Genomic DNA, 16,175 nt, shown 5'->3' on the forward strand with positions numbered 1-16,175 from the left:
ATTCATCACTCGGACGCGGGCTCGCAGTACACCAGCTTCCGCCTGGCCACCCACCTCGCCGTGGAAGACATCGCGGCAAGCATTGGCACCGTCGCGGACGCCCTGGACAACGCCCTGATGGAATCGACGATCGGGCTGTATAAAACGGAGTTGATAAAGCGTCAGAAACCCTGGCGAAGCCTTACCGCCGTAGAGATCGCCACCGCCGAGTACGTCGACTGGTACAACCAGTCCAGACTCCACGGTGAGCTCGATCACGTACCGCCCGCCGAGTACGAAGCCACCTACTACCTCCAGAACCAGCCAAAACCGCTGGTCACAGCCACAACTTAGAGTCTCTACCGAACCCGGAACGATTCACTCAGTGGTCAGGGAGTCAGCGAACGCCTGAGTCGATTCGCGGCAGCGTCGGCCTACCCCAGCCTCGGGGCCGCGGCGAACAGTCTCGGACTCAACACGTTCACGCTCGTCGCGCAGATCAACCGGATCGAACGAGAACTCGGAGGGCCGCTGCTGTTCAGAGCCGAACGCGGCCGACCCATGACGCTGACCCCCTTGGGAAGGAAGGTGCTCCGGGCGATCCGGACTTCAAGGTGATGCCTAGTCATGAAGGGTTGAAGCTCACGTCGTCGTCCAGACGGTGAAAGGCCCCGTCGAACTCTCCGGACGCAAGCAGCTCGGCGATCACGCTCACCATCCCTCGAATGCCGGGATCTCGAACAATCAGCCCGTCCGAGCACCAGAAGCACCGACCACCTGCCGCTTCTCCCGTCTCCTCCCACCGCTTCATCAACCGGCCGGCCTCAGCAACGGTGAAGATCGTCGCACTCCAGCGCGAGCCATCGGGCGGGCGGACCTCAGCGTCGATGTTGCAGACCTCGTCGGGCACCTCCTCAGGGCCCGGCAGGAAGAGAGCTTCAAAGTCCTCGGTTCGGATGCGGTAGTAGGCGCCGTCCCATCCTGCTGCAGGCACCGGCTTGTCCATGGTGGTCACCGAAGGAGCATCCCAACACGGTAAGAAGTTGTTTCCGATCTGCGGGTTTGTCGAGTCACCCGCCTGATTACGGCCTGGTAACGACCCGGAAGGTCGTAAGCACCAGCACCACCAGACTGATGGGTTAAGGGGATCCGCCCCCTTCCCATCCGCTTGCCCCACCAGGTATCTTGCATCGCATGGAACCAGGTGATTCGGCCAAGCAGGCCCGGGCAGCCGCCCAGCTGCGCAAGGGCGTCCTGGAGTACTGCGTACTCGCCCTGATGCGGGACCGCCCCCGCTACGGCGTGGAACTCCTCCACGCCCTGGAGGACTCCGGTGCCCTGGCCACCAGCCAGGGCACGGTCTACCCGCTGCTCTCCCGGCTCCGCCGCGACGACCTGGTCACCACCACCTGGCAGGAATCCGCCTCCGGACCACCTCGTCGCTACTACGCGCTCACCGACAGCGGCCGGGCCGCGCTCGACGAGTTCACCCGCGTCTGGCCCGGCTTCCGCAACGCCGTCGACGCCTTCCTGACCACCCCACACCCCTCCACCGGAGACCTCGCATGAAGACCTCTGCCGACCCCGTACGCGACTACCTCTCCGCCGTCGAGCGCGAGGGCTCCGCACTCCCCGCCGACCGTCGCCAGGAACTCCTCGCCGACCTCGCCGAACACATCGAGGTGACGCGCACCGAACGCCCCGACGCCACGATCGGCGAGATCCTCGCCGAGCTCGGGGACCCCCGCACAATCGCGGCGACGGCACTGGCCGAGGCGGGGAACGGGACCACCGGCACCCCGGCCGGGAGCGACGTGGACGCACCCGCCCGGCGCGGCAAGGTGCACCCCCTGGTCCCGCTCCTGATGCTCACCCTCTCGCTGCCCTTCACGATGATCTTCTCCATCGGCCCCGACGCGGCGTTCGACCCCGGCCCGGTGTTCGGCTTCCTGTTCCGCATCACCGGCGCGGTACTTCTCTGCACCTCAGTGCACTGGACCGCCGTCCAGAAGACCACCGGCGTACTGCTCACCGTCATCGTGCCGACCACCGTCATCGTCACCTGGAACCTGATCAGCGGCTCGGCGGCGAGCGAAGTCCCGGCCCTCCTGGGCAACCTGGGAAGCCTCGCCCTGATGGCCGGCACGGCAGCATGGCTCTGGCGGGCCCGCCGCGCCTGAGAAGCTGTTTCCGGTCTGCGGGTTTGTCGAGAGCCGTTGGGCGACTGGTGCGGTGACGGAGGGTGGCCGGTCAGCGGGTGATGCGGCGGGTCATGAGGGTGATGGCGGCCCAGGTGATGAGGGTTTCGGAGTGCTGGACGAGCCGTTCGTAGTCGCGGGCATGGCGGCGGGCGTTCAACATCCAGGCCAGCGAGCGTTCGACGACCCAGCGGCGGACGATGACGACGAAGCCGGTGGTGTCCTTGGGCCTGCTGACGGTCTTGATCGTCACGTTGAGGTGGCGTTTGGCCCAGGTCACGAGCTTCCCGGCGTAGGCCCGGTCGGCCCAGACGATGGTGATCTCCGGGTGCATCAGGCGGAGTCGGAAGAGGACCTCCTTCGCGGCGGCGGAGTCGTGGAGGTCGGCCGGAGTGACCATGACGAGCAGGGGAAGGCCGCGGGTATCGACGACCAGGTGCCGCTTGCGGCCGTTGATCTAATGGGCAGCAGATCGGGAACCTGAGCGGTCGAACTGCCAACTCAGACCACTACTCGCCGTTGCCGGTGGCCGGCGTCAGCGTGACGCCCTCCGTTGATCCGGGCTGGAGCCCTCAAAGAAGACTGGCGGGCGCTGGCGCTCGCCATCGGCAACGTAATCGATCATATGATCGGACCGTTGATGTTCGTGGTCCGAGCCGCGTGCGGGGATCACCTCTGAGATGTTCGGGAGCCGACGAGCTCCTCTCAAGACCGAGGGCCCCGCTGGCCGCTGGGGTCACGAACGGCTAATCGGATGTCGGGCCTTCGAGCCCTGCCATTAGAGAGACGCGTGCCCCGCACGGCTGTGACCAGTAACAACAGCCCTTCCATGAAGGACGTGAGCCGGCTTGAACCTGTTCTGCGGTATCGACTGGGCCAGTGATCACCACGATGTCGTCATAGTCGACGCCTCCGGATCCTTACTCACCCGGGGCAGGATCGACGACACAGCCGAGGGCCTCGCCGAGCTGCTGCAGATGCTCGCCGCCCACGGCGACAGTGCCGACGACCCCATCCCCGTCGCTATCGAGACCTCCCGTGGTCTGCTCGTCGCCTCCTTGCGGGCCACCGGCCGCTCGATCTACGCCATCAACCCCATGGCCGCCGCCCGCTACCGAGACAGACACGCCGTCACCCGCAAGAAGTCCGACCACCTCGACGCCATGGTGCTCGCGAACATCCTGCGCACCGACGCCGCCGCTCACCGCCCCTCCCCGCGGACACGGAACTCGTACAGGCCGTCGCCGTGCTCGCCCGAGCCCAGCAGGACGCGGTCTGGGACCGCACGCAGGCCAGCAACAAGCTCACCTCCCACCTGCGCGAATACTTCCCCGGGTTCCTCGCCGCTGTCGGAGTGCGACGCGAGGGCGTGTCCCACCCGATCGCCAGGGTCCTGCTCGCCGCCGCACCCACACCCGAACGCGCCTTGCGGCTGACCCGAGCTCAACTACGTTCGCTGCTGCGGAAGGCCGGCCGCAAGAACACCATCGACGCTGAAACGGAACGACTCTACGTAGCTTTACGACATGCACAGATGCGCCAACACCCTTTGGTAGAAGAGGCGATGGGGCATCAGACGTTGGCGCTTTTGTGGCAACTCGACGCCGCCTGTGTCAGCGCGAACGACCTCGCTGAAGCGTCGGCTGAGGCGTTTGAGAAGCACCCCGATGCCGAGATCATCGTCAGCTTCCCCGGCCTTGGCCCTCTCAGCGGAGCCCGCGTCCTCGCCGAGATCGGCGACGACCGCTCCCGCTTCGCCGACGCGAAGGGCCTCAAGGCTTACGCAGGCGCGGCCCCGATCACCAGAGCATCCGGGAAGAGCGTCGCGGTCCTGGCCCGCCGCGTGAAGAACCAGAGACTGGCCGCAGTCGGCTACGTCTGGGCATTCGCAGCCATGGCCCACTCACCCGGCGCCAGAGCCCACTATGACCGTCGTCGAGAGACTGGCGACCGGCACACCGCAGCCCAGCGCAACCTCTTCAGCCGCATGATCGGCTGCCTCCGCCGACGGCGGTCACCCCGGCGGCCGGGACGAGGGTCTCACCGGGCAGGGTGAGCTCGAAGGAGTACGCACCGGCGGTGCCGACGGGCCGCCCGTCCGCCGTCATGGCGAGCAGGTTGCGGTCCATTTCGAGGGCCGACCACCAGACCCCGCCGCCCTCGGTCGGGGTTTCCGGGAAGCGCCCGAACGCGGCATGGAGTGTGTCGACGAAGACGTCGAGGTCCTGGTCGGTCGTGGGACGGATCTCCATTGCTGCCGCTGCCTCCCCGGGATACCGGCACCACGACTCGTGGTGTCCCGCCACAGTGCAGTGTTGACCCGTGGCCAGGGCAAGCGAATTACGGCCGGGCTCGCGGCCGGTCACAGCACAGCCCGGTCCCAGCCCGGCCCCGGGGGTGAGTTTCGGTGGTCGGGCTCGGCGGCGGTGATCCCCGCCGCCGCCCGCACGGGAGGCTCAGCCCTCGGCACGGTAGTCGAGCCGCCCGCCGCGGGTGGCCGCATTGCGCCGCAACTCCCGGGAGACGGTCGACGGCGATCGGCCCAGCCGGCGCGCGATCTCGCGTACTCCCACGTCCTGGGCCTTGAGCAGCGCGATCTCCTCACGTTCCGCGAATGACAGATATCTGCCCGACAACGGGCTGAGCTGGATCAACGGCATACCGCCACGCTCGCGGAACCACCGTGAACCCACAGGCCCCGACACACCGCACGCGATCGCCGCATCTTCGCTGGTCAGCCCCTCGGCGATCTTCACCCAGAACGCCCGCTCCACGTCCCGACGGACCGGAGGCCGCCCCGTGAACGCATCGCCGGACGCCCCGTCAACGTCGTCACCCATCCCACTGGTCTTCCCACGCAACGCCTCCACGATCAGGTGTTGCGACGACCCGTTGAATCCACCCTCGCTTCCCCTGTCGGAATGGAAGATCACGCTGTCGACCTGGCCGCCGCGGGTCGCGGCTGCCATGTTCGGCGACGCTCCCACCAGGGCCGCGTCGTGGTGCGCGCCCATCGCGTAGCCGAGCAGGCGGCGCGAGAAGAGGTCCAGGACGGTGGCGAGGTAGAGAGGAACGCCACCAACTCGGCCGGGAGCGGGCGTTCGTCCGGCCGACGTCAGGAGCTCGTGAGGATGACGAGTTGCTGGGTCGCTCGGGTCATCGCGACATAGCGGTCCACTGCTCCTTCGATGCCCTTGCCGAACGCCTCTGGGTCGATGAGGACGACCAGATCGAACTCGAGCCCCTTCGACAGCTCCGGGGTCAGCGACCGGACGCGGGACGTCGTCCGGAATGTGGGATCGCCGATGACGCAGGCGATCCCGTCGACATGTGCGGCGAGCCAGGTGTCGAGGATCGAGCTCAGATCCGAAGCAGATCCGTGTACGACGGGGACGTCGCTGCTGCGGATGGAGGCCGGCACGTTGGCGTCCGGGAGCACGGCCCGGATGACCGGCTCGGCTTCCGCCATGATTTCTTCCGGCGTCCGGTAGTTGATGCTCAGGGAGGCCAGGTTGATCCGGTCGAGCCCGATCCGCCCGAGCCGTTCCTGCCACGACTCCGTGAACCCGTGCCTGGCCTGGGCGCGATCCCCGACGATGGTGAAGCTCCGGGACGGGCACCGGAGCAGCAACATCTGCCACTCTGCGTCGGTCAGTTCCTGGGACTCGTCCACGACGATGTGCGCGAACGGGCCGGCGAGCAGGTCCGGTTCGGTGCTGGGCAGTGCGGTCTCGTCGACCAGGGTGTCCTGTATGTCCTGTCCGCGCAGCATCGTCACCACACCTTCACCGTCGTCATCGGCCTCAAGCAGGGCGTCGACGACCTTGGCCATGTGCTCGCGTTCGGCGGCGACAGAGGCGTTATGCCGACGCTTACGTCGCGACGCCTCCGGGTCGCCGAGCCGCTGCCGTGCTGCGTCCAGGAGCGGCAGGTCGGACACCGTCCAGGCCTGGGCGGCCCCGCGCTGCAGCTGCTGAACGTCCTCGGGGCTGAGCCAGGGCGCGCACTTCCGCAGGTAGGCGGGTACCGACCACAGGTCTGCGACGAGGTCAGCCGCTTCGAGCAGCGGCCACGCGTGGTTGAAGGTCGTGAGCAGCTCCCTGTTCTGCAGCAGCGACTTGCGGAGCAGGTCAGCCGAGGCGTCGCCGTCGTGCTTGTCCACCAGGATCGTGAGCAGCTCCTCCCAGATCTGGTCGCGCGCCTCGTTGTGCGGAGTACCGGGTTCTGCTGCTTCGAACGCCACGGCCCAATCGTCGGCGCCCAGCCAGATGTCGGACCAGTGGGTCGTGATCGTCATCCCCTTGGTGGGTGGCTCCTCGTAGAACCTGACGGCCGTCTCGATCGCCTTCATCAGGTTCGCCGACGACTTCAGGAGGGCCACGTTCGGGTCGGCCTCCATCGCTGCTGCGGCTCCCTCGGCGACGAGGTCCCGCAGGGTGCAGGTCTGCACGCCCTCCTCTCCGAGGCTGGGGAGGACGTCGGCGACATAGCCCAGGTAGGGCTGGTGCGGACCGACGAACAGCACGCCGCCCCGGCGGTGACCGAGGCGAGGGTCGGAGTAGAGGAGGTAGGCGGAGCGGTGCAGAGCGACGACGGTCTTCCCCGTACCCGGACCGCCGTCGACGACGAGAGCGCCGCGGGATCCCGCGCGGATGATGGCGTCCTGGTCGGCCTGGATGGTGCCCAGCACGTCTCGCATCCGTGTCGACCGGTTGCTGCCCAGGCTGGCGATGAAGGCGGACTGGTCGTCGAGCGCGGCGTGCCCGGCAAACCCGTCCGAGGTGAACACCTCGTCCCAGTAGTCGCTGATCCGGCCGCGGGTCCAGCGATACCTGCGGCGGCTCGCCAGACCCATCGGGTTGGCGTGGGTGGCTCCGAAGAACGGCTCGACCGCGGGGGAGCGCCAGTCGAGCAGCAGCCGACGACCCGCGCTGTCCGTAAGGCCAAGTCGTCCGACGTACACGGGCTCGGCGTCGTCTGCGCTGACCATGTGTCCGAGGCACAGGTCCAAACCGAAGCGACGCAGTGCGCGCAGGCGAGCGGTCAGCCGGTGGACCTCCGTGTCCCGGTCCATCGCCTGCCGGCCGATGCCGCCGGGTGCCTTGCGCTCGGCGTCGAGGCGGTCGGTCAGCTCGGCGATCGACTGCTCGAGGCACTCCGCGATGGCTGCGAAGTGCTGCTCATCGCCGGCGATCAGCGTCGGGTCGGCCTTGGGGGAGATGTGGTCGGGAAGGTCGAACGCGCTGGTGGTCAGAGGGTTCACTCATCAGCTCCGATCTGAGGCCGCTTGCAACCATTGCGCGCGGCAGGGCGTCTGGACCGGCGCGACGAACCTGGTGGCCATGACGAGCAACGCTCCGCCTGACGTGGACCCCGTGGCCGTTGTCGGTTCAGGTCGCCAGGGTGTGTAGGTTCTCGTGTTCTGGGTCCTGGCTCGACGATCCGGTGTGGTTCACGCGGACCTGGGCGGCCTTTCTCGGCTGACCGTGTCGAGCAGCAGCTTCGCGGCCACCGTTGTCCCGTCGGTGCGGATCGTGCCGGCCACGGCCGTCGCTCGTGCGCGGGTCTGGGGGGTCAGGGCCGTCTGGAGCGCGGCCGACAGGGACTCGAAGGTCGGAGTCGGACCGTCGTGTGCCGCGCCGATGCCCAGGTCGGCCACCCGGTCGGCCCAGTACGGCTGGTCCACCATCTGGGGTACCACCACCTGGGGCGCGCCGGCCCGGGTGGCCGTCGTCGTGGTGCCCGCGCCGCCGTGGTGCACGACGGCGGCCACCCGGCCGAACAGTGCCTGCTGGTTGACCTCGCCGACGACGAAGCAGTCGTCCTGGCCGTCGATCAGGGCCAGGTCGGCCCAGCCGCGCCCGACGAGTGCGCGGCGGCCCTGCGCGCGGATCGCCTCGATGGCCACCCGGGCGACGTCCTTCGATGCGCGCATGGGCATGCTGCCGAAGCCCACGTACACCGGTGGTGTGCCGACGTCCAGGAACGCCACCAACTCGGCCGGGATCGGGCGTTCGTCCGGCAGGATCCACGCGCCGGTCTGCACGACGTCGAGGTCCGGCGTCTTCTGCCACGGGTCCAGGGTCGGGTCCGTCGCCAGCCACGGCTGGTCGCCGATGACGTAGTCGCGGACGTCGTCCACCGGTGGCAGGCCGATCGATGCCCGGTTCGTGTTGAGCGCCTCACCGAACAGCGCGTTGATGCTCTGGGCGTCCAGGTCCCACAGCACCCGGTTGTCGGTTACCTCCGGCGGGAACGGCCGGCCCGGATACGCCAGCGGCGGGTGGTGCGGCGACGGCAGGGTGAGCTGCTGGAAGGTCACGGACACGGAGCGGATGCCCAGTTTCTCGGCCACCGACCGCGCGCCGGCCGCGGCCGGCAGCGCGCCGGTCGCCACCAACGCATCGCATCCCTCGGCCGCCGCGGTGACCGCGGCGAACTGGCTGGCGATCAACTCGGCCGCGCGCCGGGGGAGGGATGACGGCGGCGACGCCGCAGTCGTCAGCGCACGCGCCGACTGGCCGACCGGCACCAGCGGCACGCCGACACCGGCCAGCCGCTGCGCGAAGTCCTCGTCCGGCGGCGCGCACACCCGCACCTCCGCGCCGAGTGCCCGCAACTGCCCCGCGAGTCCCACCATCGGTTCGACGTCCCCGCGCGACCCATACGTCGACAACAGCACCCGCACTTCGCGACTCCCATTTCCTCAAGTTCTGGCTTCGGTCGGCGATTCTGCGGCACGACCCGGGTCTTGCCGCAAGCCCCCCGGTGCGCTATACGTTGAGAGTGGAAAGGAGTGGGTACTCCCCTTTCCCATTTATCGTCCGCTGTGGACGGACAACCTCCTCGCGAAGCGGCGGCGCGCCGCGTACGGGGGTACCGTCGGCCCAGGAGGATCTCCCCATGGGCCTACGGATGCAGCCGCGGAACGAGAAGTTCTTCACCCTCTTCAGCAAGGCCGGCTCGAACGTCGTCGAGAGCGCCGCCCTTCTCAGGGAGTTCGTTGCCGCGCCGCACGAGCGCTGGGTGGAGCCCGCCAAGCGCATGCACGACACCGAGCACGCCGGCGACGGCACCACTCAAGAAAACGACAAGTGCCACGGGATTACGGCACCGACACGGTGCTGGAACGGCACGTGAAACCACAAGTCACAGAATCTGACGCTGATTCAGGGCAGGGGAACCTGCAGTCCCAAGGGCCCCCGACTTCACGGCACAGTCGCAGCCTCGTGGGCATCACGGTGGCACGTGTGACGTCGCCGCGAGACTCGCCGGCAGATCCTCCTTCTCCCCGCGGCGAATGCGGGATCCACTGGGAGGGATGACTTTGGAGCGGCGCCGGAGTCTTTTCTGCAGTTGACCCGGATGAGGAAGTGGAGCGAGTCCCGTGCGCATCGTGATCAGTGAGTTCATGAGCTTGGACGGCGTCGTGCAGGCGCCAGGCGGACCCGACGAGGACACCGACGGTGGCTTTGCCCACGGCGGCTGGTCGCACCCCTTCTTCGATCCGGAGGTGGTGGGCGGTGCCTTCGACGACGCGCTGACCAAGGCCGAGGCGCTGTTGTTCGGGCGCCGCACGTGGCAGTCGATGGCCGCGGCGTGGCCCGAGCGAGCCGGTGACCCGTTCGCCGACCGGATGAACGCCATCCCGAAGTACGTCGTGTCCGACACGCTGGGCGACGCCGAGCTGACGTGGGACAACACCACGCGCATCCCCGGCGACAAGGCCGTTGCCTGCATCCGTGAGCTGCACGAGGCCGACGGCGGCGACCTGCTGGTCATGGGGAGCCCCACGCTTGCGCGCACCCTCCTGCGCGAGGGCATGGTCGACGAGCTCCGGCTGGTGATCATGCCGGTGGTCCTCGGCGGTGGTAAGACGATCTTCCCCGGCGACGGCGCGCTGCGCCCGTTGGAGCTGGTCTCCACGGTCACCAGCGGCACGGGGGTACACGTCTGCACCTACCGGCCGGTCACCGAGGGGTAGGTCGGGCGGCGGGGCGCCGGGGCCGTGCGCCGGGCCGACCCTGGTGGCCGTACGGTTCCGGCGCTTGCCGGTTCGCCTCGTTCGACCCGTCCGTCGGCGCGGCGGTCATCCGCCGGTTGCACCGCTGCCGGCGCCGAGGTCCTGGGCGGAGGGCACGGCCGGCCCGGTGGCGCGCAGCGTCATGCCGGCCAATTCCCGGCCGGCTCCGGGTCGAAACACTCCAGGGCCGCCGGTCGGTGCCCGAGCGCGACGGGACGGGGAGCCTTCTCGACCTCGCGGGACGCCTTCCAGGGAGCGATCCCGCTTCGGTCGGTGCGACCGACAGCCATGCGGTCAATCGTTCTTTGTCCGCCCGCGCCGCAGGCCGGAACCCATGCCGACCGGACGTGCCACGGCGGGTTCGGCAGCCGATAAACGCCGTTGTTGCGGACCCCGGCGATGGATACGGTTGCTGGGTCGTCCCGCGCGCGGAGCGACGTCATCGACGGGAGGTGTGCAGCACATGCGCAGGAGCTGTCAGCACCCGAACTCGTGCACTGCCAGGCCACCAACCGCTTCCTCATGACGGAGACATCTTGTCGATTCGCATCACCCCGCTGACCGACCCCGACCGCGGCCCGGCCGGCCACCGCCTGGCGTGGCTCGCATCCGGTCCCACCGGAGCTCCGACCGGATCAGCTTTTCTGCGTCTCTTCACGACCACCGGTCAGGAGCACCTGGCCGAGCTCGAACTCGACGTCCATCCGGCCGAGAGGCGGAACGGCATCGGATCACAGCTGCTGGAAGCGGCTGTGGCCACTGCTCGAGCCGAGGGCCGGAGCTGCGTCACCGCTCAGGTGGACGCGGGATCACCCGGTGACCGGTTCCTTTCGGCACGGGGCTTTCGCAAGGTCCTGACCCTGACGTTCGCCCGGCTCGCGTTGGCGCGGGCGGACCTCGCCGCTCTCACCGAGATCATCCGGAAGCCGCACCCCGGCTACCAGCTGGTGTCATGGGCCGGAACCGTCCCCGATGAGCTCGCCGAGACTTTCGCGTCTTCGCGGCGGGCCATGGACGACATGCCGATGGACGACACCGACTACGGCACGGTGAGCTGGGACGTGGACCGGGTCCGGGCAGTGGCACAGGTCATCGAGAAGCGCGGCGACCTTCTGTACACGGTCGCCGTCATCGACCAGTCGAACGGCACGATCGCCGGTTTCACCGAGCTGGTCGTCCCCGGCGCCGGCAGGGGTGACGGCCAGCACTACGGCACCGGGGTCCTGCCCGAGCACCGCGGACATGGCCTCGGCCGATGGATGAAGGCCGAGGCGATCCGGCAGGCCGTCGAGTACCACCCGGATCTCGGCGGTCTGCTGGCAGACACGGCCGACAGCAACCGGCCCATGCGCGCGATCAACGACGCGTTCGGATATCTGCCGACCCATAAATCGCTTCTGTACCAGCTCGATCTGTAGACGCGATGCCGCAAGGCCGGGATTGCTCTGTTGCCCGGACAGGGCTGCCCCGGCCGTGTGCTGCCCTCCCCGAGCGGGTCACCCCGCAGGGATGATGCGGGTGACGACCGTCTCCACAAGCCGGTCCAGGACGGCCTCGGTGTGGGGAGCGTCGGCGGTCTCGCTCCCGGTGAGCACGTCGGGCAGTGTGAAGTGCTCCAGCAGCAGGCCCGTCATGGCGAGATACAGCACGAGGAAGGCGTCGGCATCGCCCGGCAGCCCCGCTTCCCGGTGGAAGCGGGCGCTCTCGTCCAGATTGGCGCGGAAGGTCCGGTTGAGCCGGTCCCGGAGGGCGGGGCGCCGGGTGGCCTCCAGGCGCAGTTCCAGCATGGCGAGGTAGCCGGTGCGATCGGCGGCCATGCGCTGTACCAGCCATCGCATCAGTTCGGTGACCAGCTCGCGCGAGGGAGCCGGGCGCATCGCCTCCTCGACTCCGACCGGGTCCGGTGTCATCCGGTCGGTGATCCGGGCGCCGGCTTGCATGAACAGGTCGTCCCGGTTGGCGAAGTAGTTGGACGCCGTCCCGACCGGTACGCCCGCCCGTGTGTCGACCGCACGGAAGGTGAGCCCTCGCGCACCCTCGTGCGCCAGCACCTCGATGGCGGCATCGACGAGTGCCGTTCTGCGCTCCGGGTTCCTGACCATGTGTGTCTCCTCTTCCTTCGGTCCCTCTGCGGAAAGGGTCTTGCGCAACCACTACATGTGAAGCACTATAAGCGAAGTGGTTCACATGCCCGAGCCAACGCCACATTGAACGGGGATCTTGTGCGAAAGCTGACCTACTTCATTGCCTGCTCCATCGACGGCTTCATCGGTGACCCGAGCGGTGATGCGTCGTCCATGTACCGGTTCGTGGACGAGGAATTCCTCGACTACCTCAAGTCCCAGTATCCGGAGACGGTTTCGACCGCAGGCCGCCGGCAGCTGGGAATTCACGGCGTCAGGAATCAGAAGTTCGACACCGTGATCCAGGGAAGAGCCAGCTACCAACTGGCCCTGGACGCCAACATCACCAGTCCGTATGCCCAACTGCGCGAGCTCGTGGCATCCCGGACCGTGAAGGAGTCGCCGGACCCGAACGTCGAACTCGTCTCCGGCGACGTGGTCGGCAGGGTGCGGGAACTCAAGGCGGAGGAGAGCGGCCTCGGGATCTGGCTCTGCGGTGGCTCACAGCTCGCGGGGGAACTGCTCGACGAGATCGACGAGCTCGTGATCAAGACGTATCCGCTGGTCTACGGCTCGGGAATGCCGATGTTCGGATCGGATTTTGCGGCCACGGAGTTCATGTTGGATTCGGTGGCTGCCTTCGACAACGGAGTACTGGTCAGGACGTACAGCCGCAAGCGCTGACCCCCGGGCCCGCTGGCCGCGAAATCGGGTCGCCGACGAGTCGATGTGCCGGTACTTGTGGACCATGACCTATTCCTCAGAAGAGTTGCTTCCCGGTACGCAGCGGGCGCTGCTGCACCGCATCGCCTCCGCACAGGTCGAAGGCCGTACGCCCTCGCTCGTCGCTGCGGTGCAGCGCCAGGGCCGGATCGTCTGGAACGGATCGCGCAGTTGCGTCGACGGTCACGCCCCCGACTCCGATACACAGTTCAGGATCGGTTCCCTGACCAAGACCTTTACAGCCGTGCTGGTCCTGCGGCTGCGTGACGAGGGGCTGCTCGATCTCGACGACCCGCTGGAAAAGCACCTGCCAGGGACAGGGGTCGGCGGGGTCACCGTCCTCCAACTACTGGGCCACAGTGCGGGGCTGAGCGCCGAGTCGCCCGCGCCCTGGTGGGAGCGGACGCCGGGAACTCTGCGCCCCGAGCTCGCCGATGTCCTCGGCGAGCAGACGCGGATGCACCCTCCTGGCCGTCGGCACCATTACTCGAACCCCGGCTACTCAGTGCTCGGAGCGCTGATCGAGGCGGTGCGCAGCGCATCGTGGGCGGAGGTACTGCAGCGCGAGATCCTGAAACCGTTGGGCATGCGTCGTACGAGCACCCAGCCACAGGCGCCGCACGCGGGTGGCTGGGCCGTCCACCCGTGGGCCGATGTCATGCTTCCCGAACCGGCGGAGGACCTCGGTCTCATGGCACCGGCCGGGCAGCTCTGGTCGACCACCGCCGACCTCCTCCGGTTCGCCGCCTTCCTCGTCGAGGGGGATGACCGTGTGCTGGGCGCCGCCTCGGTGGAGGAGATGCGTGCTCCGTCGGCGCCGTCCGAGTCCGGTCCCGGGGAGGGCGCTTACGGTCTCGGCCTGCAGGTCGTACAACAGAGCGGCCGCACCCTGCTCGGGCACACCGGCTCGCTGCCGGGGTTCCTGGCAACGCTCTGGTTCAGCATCGAGGATGATGTGGCCGCCGTGGTGCTCGCCAATGCCACTTCTGGGCCGCTCGCCGGTCCGATTGCCGCGGACCTCGTGGAGATCGTCGCCGAGGCCGAGCCGCGCATCCCTGAGCCGTGGCGCCCGCTGCCCGAGGCCGACCCGGAACTCCTCGCGCTGACCGGACTCTGGTACTGGGGCACGCGCCCGAATGTCCTGCGCCTGACTGCAGACCGGGGGCTGGAACTGGGGCCGCTGCGTGGCGACGGCCGCGGTGCCCGATTCGTCGCGCAGCCGGACGGCACCTGGACCGGCCTCGACGGTTATTACGCGGGGGAGACACTCCGTGCCGTCCGGGACGTCGACGGAAGCGTGAGCCACCTCGACCTGGGGTCGTTCGTCTTCACACGTGAGCCGTACGATCCCGCGTCGGCCGTTCCCGGTGGGGTCGACGCGGAGGGCTGGCGGGGCCTCGGCGCCTGAGCGTCACGGCGTCCGGCGTCACGTTTCACGTGAAACGCGACGCCGGAGCCCGCTCATGCCGTCAACTCCCTTTCCAGCGGCGTGCGGAAGCGTGGAGTGATCCGTGTTTCCCCCACCCACTCCGACAGCCGGGACGCCTCCGCCTCGATCGCGGTGGTGGCATCCCGGCCGATGTCGGACAGCAGTCGCCAGGCCGGCCCGCCATCGGCGCGCTGTGCCCAGCCACCCACGATCTCGCCGTTCCACCACACCGTCGGGCCGATGTTGCCGGACCGGTCGAAGAGTGCCGCCCGGTGCTCGGCCGGAAGATGGAAACCGCGATCGGCCCAGCCCATCGCGCTCGGGTCGAGGGCGGGAAGCAGTGCCGCCCACGGCTCCAGGGACGGTTCGGGCTCCGTGTCCCCCGGGGAGACCCAGCCCGTCGCGCCGCTGTCGAGCCGCACCTCCTCGGCTCCGGCGGCTGCCAGCGCACTGCGTACCTGGCCGAGGCCCCAGCCCGTCCACCACTTCAGATCGGCCTCGGTCGCGGGGCCGTACGAGCGGAGATAGCGCAGGGCCAGTTCCGCCTGTGCCTCTGCGGGCTCCCGGGCGGGCCATGGCTCGCCTGCCGTCCAGCGGAACTGGCTGGAGGTCCAGGAGCCGCGCGGCCGGTCCCGGCGGATCAGGCCTTCGGCTGCCAGCACCCGCAGAACACGGGTGGCGACTCCCTGAACCGCCTCCTGCTTCTTGCCGGGGAAGATTGTGATCTTCGTACGCAGCGCTGGTACGGCGGCGGACAGCTCGCTGCCGGTGGCGGAGCCGCGCGCTGTGAGGGCGGCCAGGGTCGCTTTTTCCGTCTCGATGAGCCAGTTCTCGCCCAGTCCGTTCCCGTCGTCCTGCAGGTGCTTGAGGAAGGTCCGGCGCTCCTTGGCGGCCACGGCCCGGGCGTTCGACGCGTCGACATACGGGGCGAGCCCGCTCGACACCGTGAAGAGGGTGTTGCGCATGGAGAGCAGCCGGACCAGAGAGACGTCCTCGTAGAGAGCCCGCTCCACCGTGTCCACGCCGGCCTCGGCGAGCCGGGCGCAGGTGGAAAGAAAGACAGTGGCCGCGTCGGTGGCGTGCAGGGCAACGACCGCGTCGGCCACGGAGACCGCGGATGCGGCCCGCACGGAGGGCGCCAGGAAGTGACGTCGGCCGAGTCTGATCCGGCGCTGTGTGTCGCTGATGGCGCGCATCGAGCGCTCCTTCGGTCTGTCGGATCCTGTGGATTCCGAACTGCGGTCACAGAGCGAGCTTGAAACCTACGTGACTGGCGGTGAAGCCGAGTCGCTCGTAGAAGCGATGGGCATCGGTCCGCGTCGCATCGGACGTCAGCTGGACCAACTGGCAGTTCTGGCGCCGGGATTCGTCCACTGCCCATTGGATCAACTGAGTGCCGAGGCCGCTGCCGCGTTCATCGGCATGGACGCGAACGCCCTCGATGATGGAGCGGGTCGAGCCGCGCCGGGAGAGCCCGGGGACCACCGTCAGCTGCAGGGTCCCGACAACACCGCCTTCGCGGACGGCGACGACCAGGTGCTGGTTCGGGTCATCGGCGAGTCGCTGGAACGCGGCGTGGTAGGGGGCGAGATCGTCCGGCGACTCGCGCTGCGCGCCCAGCGGATCGTCCGCGAGCATGGCCACGACGGCCGGGATGTCGGTGGGGGCCGCCGGGCGTATTTCCAGATCGCTCATGATCG

The 16,175-nt window shown here is 68.6% G+C and carries 15 protein-coding genes and 5 pseudogenes; 10 read left to right on the top strand and 10 right to left on the bottom strand.

Going from position 1 to position 16,175, the window contains the following annotated elements; genetic code table 11:
• The coding region (locus ACWD6R_RS09435) for an integrase core domain-containing protein (RefSeq protein ID WP_451818168.1) at window positions 1–333 on the top strand (333 nt) is incomplete at its 5' end.
• A gap of 54 nt (window positions 334–387) precedes the next feature.
• Window positions 388–597 (top strand): LysR family transcriptional regulator, encoded by a 210-nt coding sequence (locus ACWD6R_RS09440; RefSeq protein ID WP_451818263.1) that lies wholly within the window; start codon window positions 388–390, stop codon window positions 595–597.
• Between the two features lie 7 nt (window positions 598–604).
• Here the strand turns inward: ACWD6R_RS09440 and ACWD6R_RS09445 are convergent, their stop codons facing one another.
• Window positions 605–985 carry a hypothetical protein gene (locus tag ACWD6R_RS09445; RefSeq protein WP_451818264.1) on the bottom strand — a complete coding sequence of 127 codons (381 nt, stop codon included), beginning with the start codon at window positions 983–985 and terminating at the stop codon, window positions 605–607.
• A gap of 188 nt (window positions 986–1,173) precedes the next feature.
• Between ACWD6R_RS09445 and ACWD6R_RS09450 the strand changes: the two genes are divergently transcribed.
• Both ACWD6R_RS09450 and ACWD6R_RS09455 read left to right on the top strand, forming a co-directional pair.
• A complete protein-coding gene (locus ACWD6R_RS09450) occupies window positions 1,174–1,548 on the top strand; it encodes a PadR family transcriptional regulator (RefSeq protein WP_451818169.1) in 375 nt (124 codons plus the stop codon).
• Window positions 1,545–2,159 (top strand): HAAS signaling domain-containing protein, encoded by a 615-nt coding sequence (locus ACWD6R_RS09455; protein WP_451818170.1) that lies wholly within the window; start codon window positions 1,545–1,547, stop codon window positions 2,157–2,159. Before ACWD6R_RS09450 ends, ACWD6R_RS09455 begins: the two co-directional genes overlap by 4 nt.
• A 58-nt stretch (window positions 2,160–2,217) precedes the next feature.
• Here the strand turns inward: ACWD6R_RS09455 and ACWD6R_RS09460 are convergent.
• Window positions 2,218–2,634, bottom strand: a pseudogene (locus ACWD6R_RS09460) (transposase); the annotation flags it as partial.
• Window positions 2,635–3,025: 391 nt separating this feature from the next.
• Here ACWD6R_RS09460 and ACWD6R_RS09465 point away from each other — a divergent pair.
• Window positions 3,026–4,233 (top strand): annotated as a pseudogene (locus ACWD6R_RS09465) (IS110 family transposase).
• Here the strand turns inward: ACWD6R_RS09465 and ACWD6R_RS09470 are convergent.
• From ACWD6R_RS09470 to ACWD6R_RS09490, 5 genes and pseudogenes are all read right to left on the bottom strand, one after another.
• Window positions 4,181–4,429, bottom strand: a pseudogene (locus tag ACWD6R_RS09470) (GNAT family N-acetyltransferase); the annotation flags it as partial. The pseudogenes ACWD6R_RS09465 and ACWD6R_RS09470 overlap by 53 nt on opposite strands.
• A gap of 213 nt (window positions 4,430–4,642) precedes the next feature.
• Window positions 4,643–4,986, bottom strand: a pseudogene (locus tag ACWD6R_RS09475) (helix-turn-helix domain-containing protein); the annotation flags it as partial.
• 106 nt (window positions 4,987–5,092) lie between these two features.
• A pseudogene (locus ACWD6R_RS09480) lies at window positions 5,093–5,296 on the bottom strand (DDE-type integrase/transposase/recombinase); the annotation flags it as partial.
• On the bottom strand, window positions 5,293–7,440 hold the full coding sequence (gene helR, locus ACWD6R_RS09485) for an RNA polymerase recycling motor ATPase HelR (protein ID WP_451818171.1): 2,148 nt from the start codon (window positions 7,438–7,440) through the stop codon (window positions 5,293–5,295). The gene helR and the pseudogene ACWD6R_RS09480, both read right to left, overlap by 4 nt.
• A 189-nt stretch (window positions 7,441–7,629) precedes the next feature.
• Window positions 7,630–8,865, bottom strand: a complete 1,236-nt coding sequence (locus tag ACWD6R_RS09490; RefSeq protein ID WP_451818172.1) for a glycosyltransferase — start codon at window positions 8,863–8,865, stop codon at window positions 7,630–7,632.
• A 215-nt stretch (window positions 8,866–9,080) separates the two neighbouring features.
• Between ACWD6R_RS09490 and ACWD6R_RS09495 the strand changes: the two genes are divergently transcribed.
• The 3 genes from ACWD6R_RS09495 (at window position 9,081) to ACWD6R_RS09505 (ending at window position 11,618) form a co-directional block, all read left to right on the top strand.
• Window positions 9,081–9,317, top strand: coding sequence for a hypothetical protein (locus tag ACWD6R_RS09495; RefSeq protein WP_451818173.1), 237 nt, complete (start codon window positions 9,081–9,083; stop codon window positions 9,315–9,317).
• A gap of 247 nt (window positions 9,318–9,564) precedes the next feature.
• Complete coding sequence (locus ACWD6R_RS09500; RefSeq protein ID WP_451818174.1) at window positions 9,565–10,161, top strand: dihydrofolate reductase family protein; 597 nt, start codon at window positions 9,565–9,567, stop codon at window positions 10,159–10,161.
• 575 nt (window positions 10,162–10,736) lie between these two features.
• Window positions 10,737–11,618: a GNAT family N-acetyltransferase gene (locus tag ACWD6R_RS09505; protein ID WP_451818175.1), complete on the top strand. Its 882-nt coding sequence runs from the start codon at window positions 10,737–10,739 to the stop codon at window positions 11,616–11,618.
• Between the two features lie 78 nt (window positions 11,619–11,696).
• Here ACWD6R_RS09505 and ACWD6R_RS09510 read toward each other — a convergent pair whose 3' ends face one another.
• Window positions 11,697–12,302: a TetR/AcrR family transcriptional regulator gene (locus ACWD6R_RS09510; RefSeq protein WP_451818176.1), complete on the bottom strand. Its 606-nt coding sequence runs from the start codon at window positions 12,300–12,302 to the stop codon at window positions 11,697–11,699.
• 120 nt (window positions 12,303–12,422) lie between these two features.
• On the opposite strand from ACWD6R_RS09510, the gene ACWD6R_RS09515 reads away from it, so the two are divergent.
• The gene (locus ACWD6R_RS09515) at window positions 12,423–13,007 is read left to right on the top strand and encodes a dihydrofolate reductase family protein (RefSeq protein WP_451818177.1); all 585 of its coding nucleotides are present in this window, start codon (window positions 12,423–12,425) and stop codon (window positions 13,005–13,007) included.
• Window positions 13,008–13,071: 64 nt separating this feature from the next.
• On the top strand, window positions 13,072–14,454 hold the full coding sequence (locus ACWD6R_RS09520; RefSeq protein WP_451818178.1) for a serine hydrolase domain-containing protein: 1,383 nt from the start codon (window positions 13,072–13,074) through the stop codon (window positions 14,452–14,454).
• A gap of 53 nt (window positions 14,455–14,507) precedes the next feature.
• On the opposite strand, the gene ACWD6R_RS09525 is transcribed toward ACWD6R_RS09520, so the two are convergent.
• Together ACWD6R_RS09525 and ACWD6R_RS09530 are read right to left on the bottom strand one after the other, a co-directional pair.
• A complete protein-coding gene (locus ACWD6R_RS09525; protein WP_451818179.1) occupies window positions 14,508–15,671 on the bottom strand; it encodes a winged helix DNA-binding domain-containing protein in 1,164 nt (387 codons plus the stop codon).
• 46 nt (window positions 15,672–15,717) lie between these two features.
• Window positions 15,718–16,170, bottom strand: a complete 453-nt coding sequence (locus ACWD6R_RS09530; RefSeq protein WP_451818180.1) for an N-acetyltransferase family protein — start codon at window positions 16,168–16,170, stop codon at window positions 15,718–15,720.
• Window positions 16,171–16,175: the final 5 nt, after the last annotated feature.

The organism is Streptomyces sp. NPDC005151, from assembly GCF_053599875.1.

Bases quoted from the DNA above. Each gene is read 5' to 3' on its own strand.
- ACWD6R_RS09520 (WP_451818178.1), top strand. From the start codon at position 13,072: ATGACCTATTCCTCAGAAGAGTTGCTTCCCGGTACGCAGCGGGCGCTG.
- ACWD6R_RS09510 (WP_451818176.1), bottom strand. From the start codon at position 12,302: ATGGTCAGGAACCCGGAGCGCAGAACGGCACTCGTCGATGCCGCCATC.
- ACWD6R_RS09455 (WP_451818170.1), top strand. From the start codon at position 1,545: ATGAAGACCTCTGCCGACCCCGTACGCGACTACCTCTCCGCCGTCGAG.
- ACWD6R_RS09445 (WP_451818264.1), bottom strand. From the start codon at position 985: ATGGACAAGCCGGTGCCTGCAGCAGGATGGGACGGCGCCTACTACCGC.
- ACWD6R_RS09525 (WP_451818179.1), bottom strand. From the start codon at position 15,671: ATGCGCGCCATCAGCGACACACAGCGCCGGATCAGACTCGGCCGACGT.
- ACWD6R_RS09530 (WP_451818180.1), bottom strand. From the start codon at position 16,170: ATGAGCGATCTGGAAATACGCCCGGCGGCCCCCACCGACATCCCGGCC.
- ACWD6R_RS09495 (WP_451818173.1), top strand. From the start codon at position 9,081: ATGGGCCTACGGATGCAGCCGCGGAACGAGAAGTTCTTCACCCTCTTC.
- ACWD6R_RS09450 (WP_451818169.1), top strand. From the start codon at position 1,174: ATGGAACCAGGTGATTCGGCCAAGCAGGCCCGGGCAGCCGCCCAGCTG.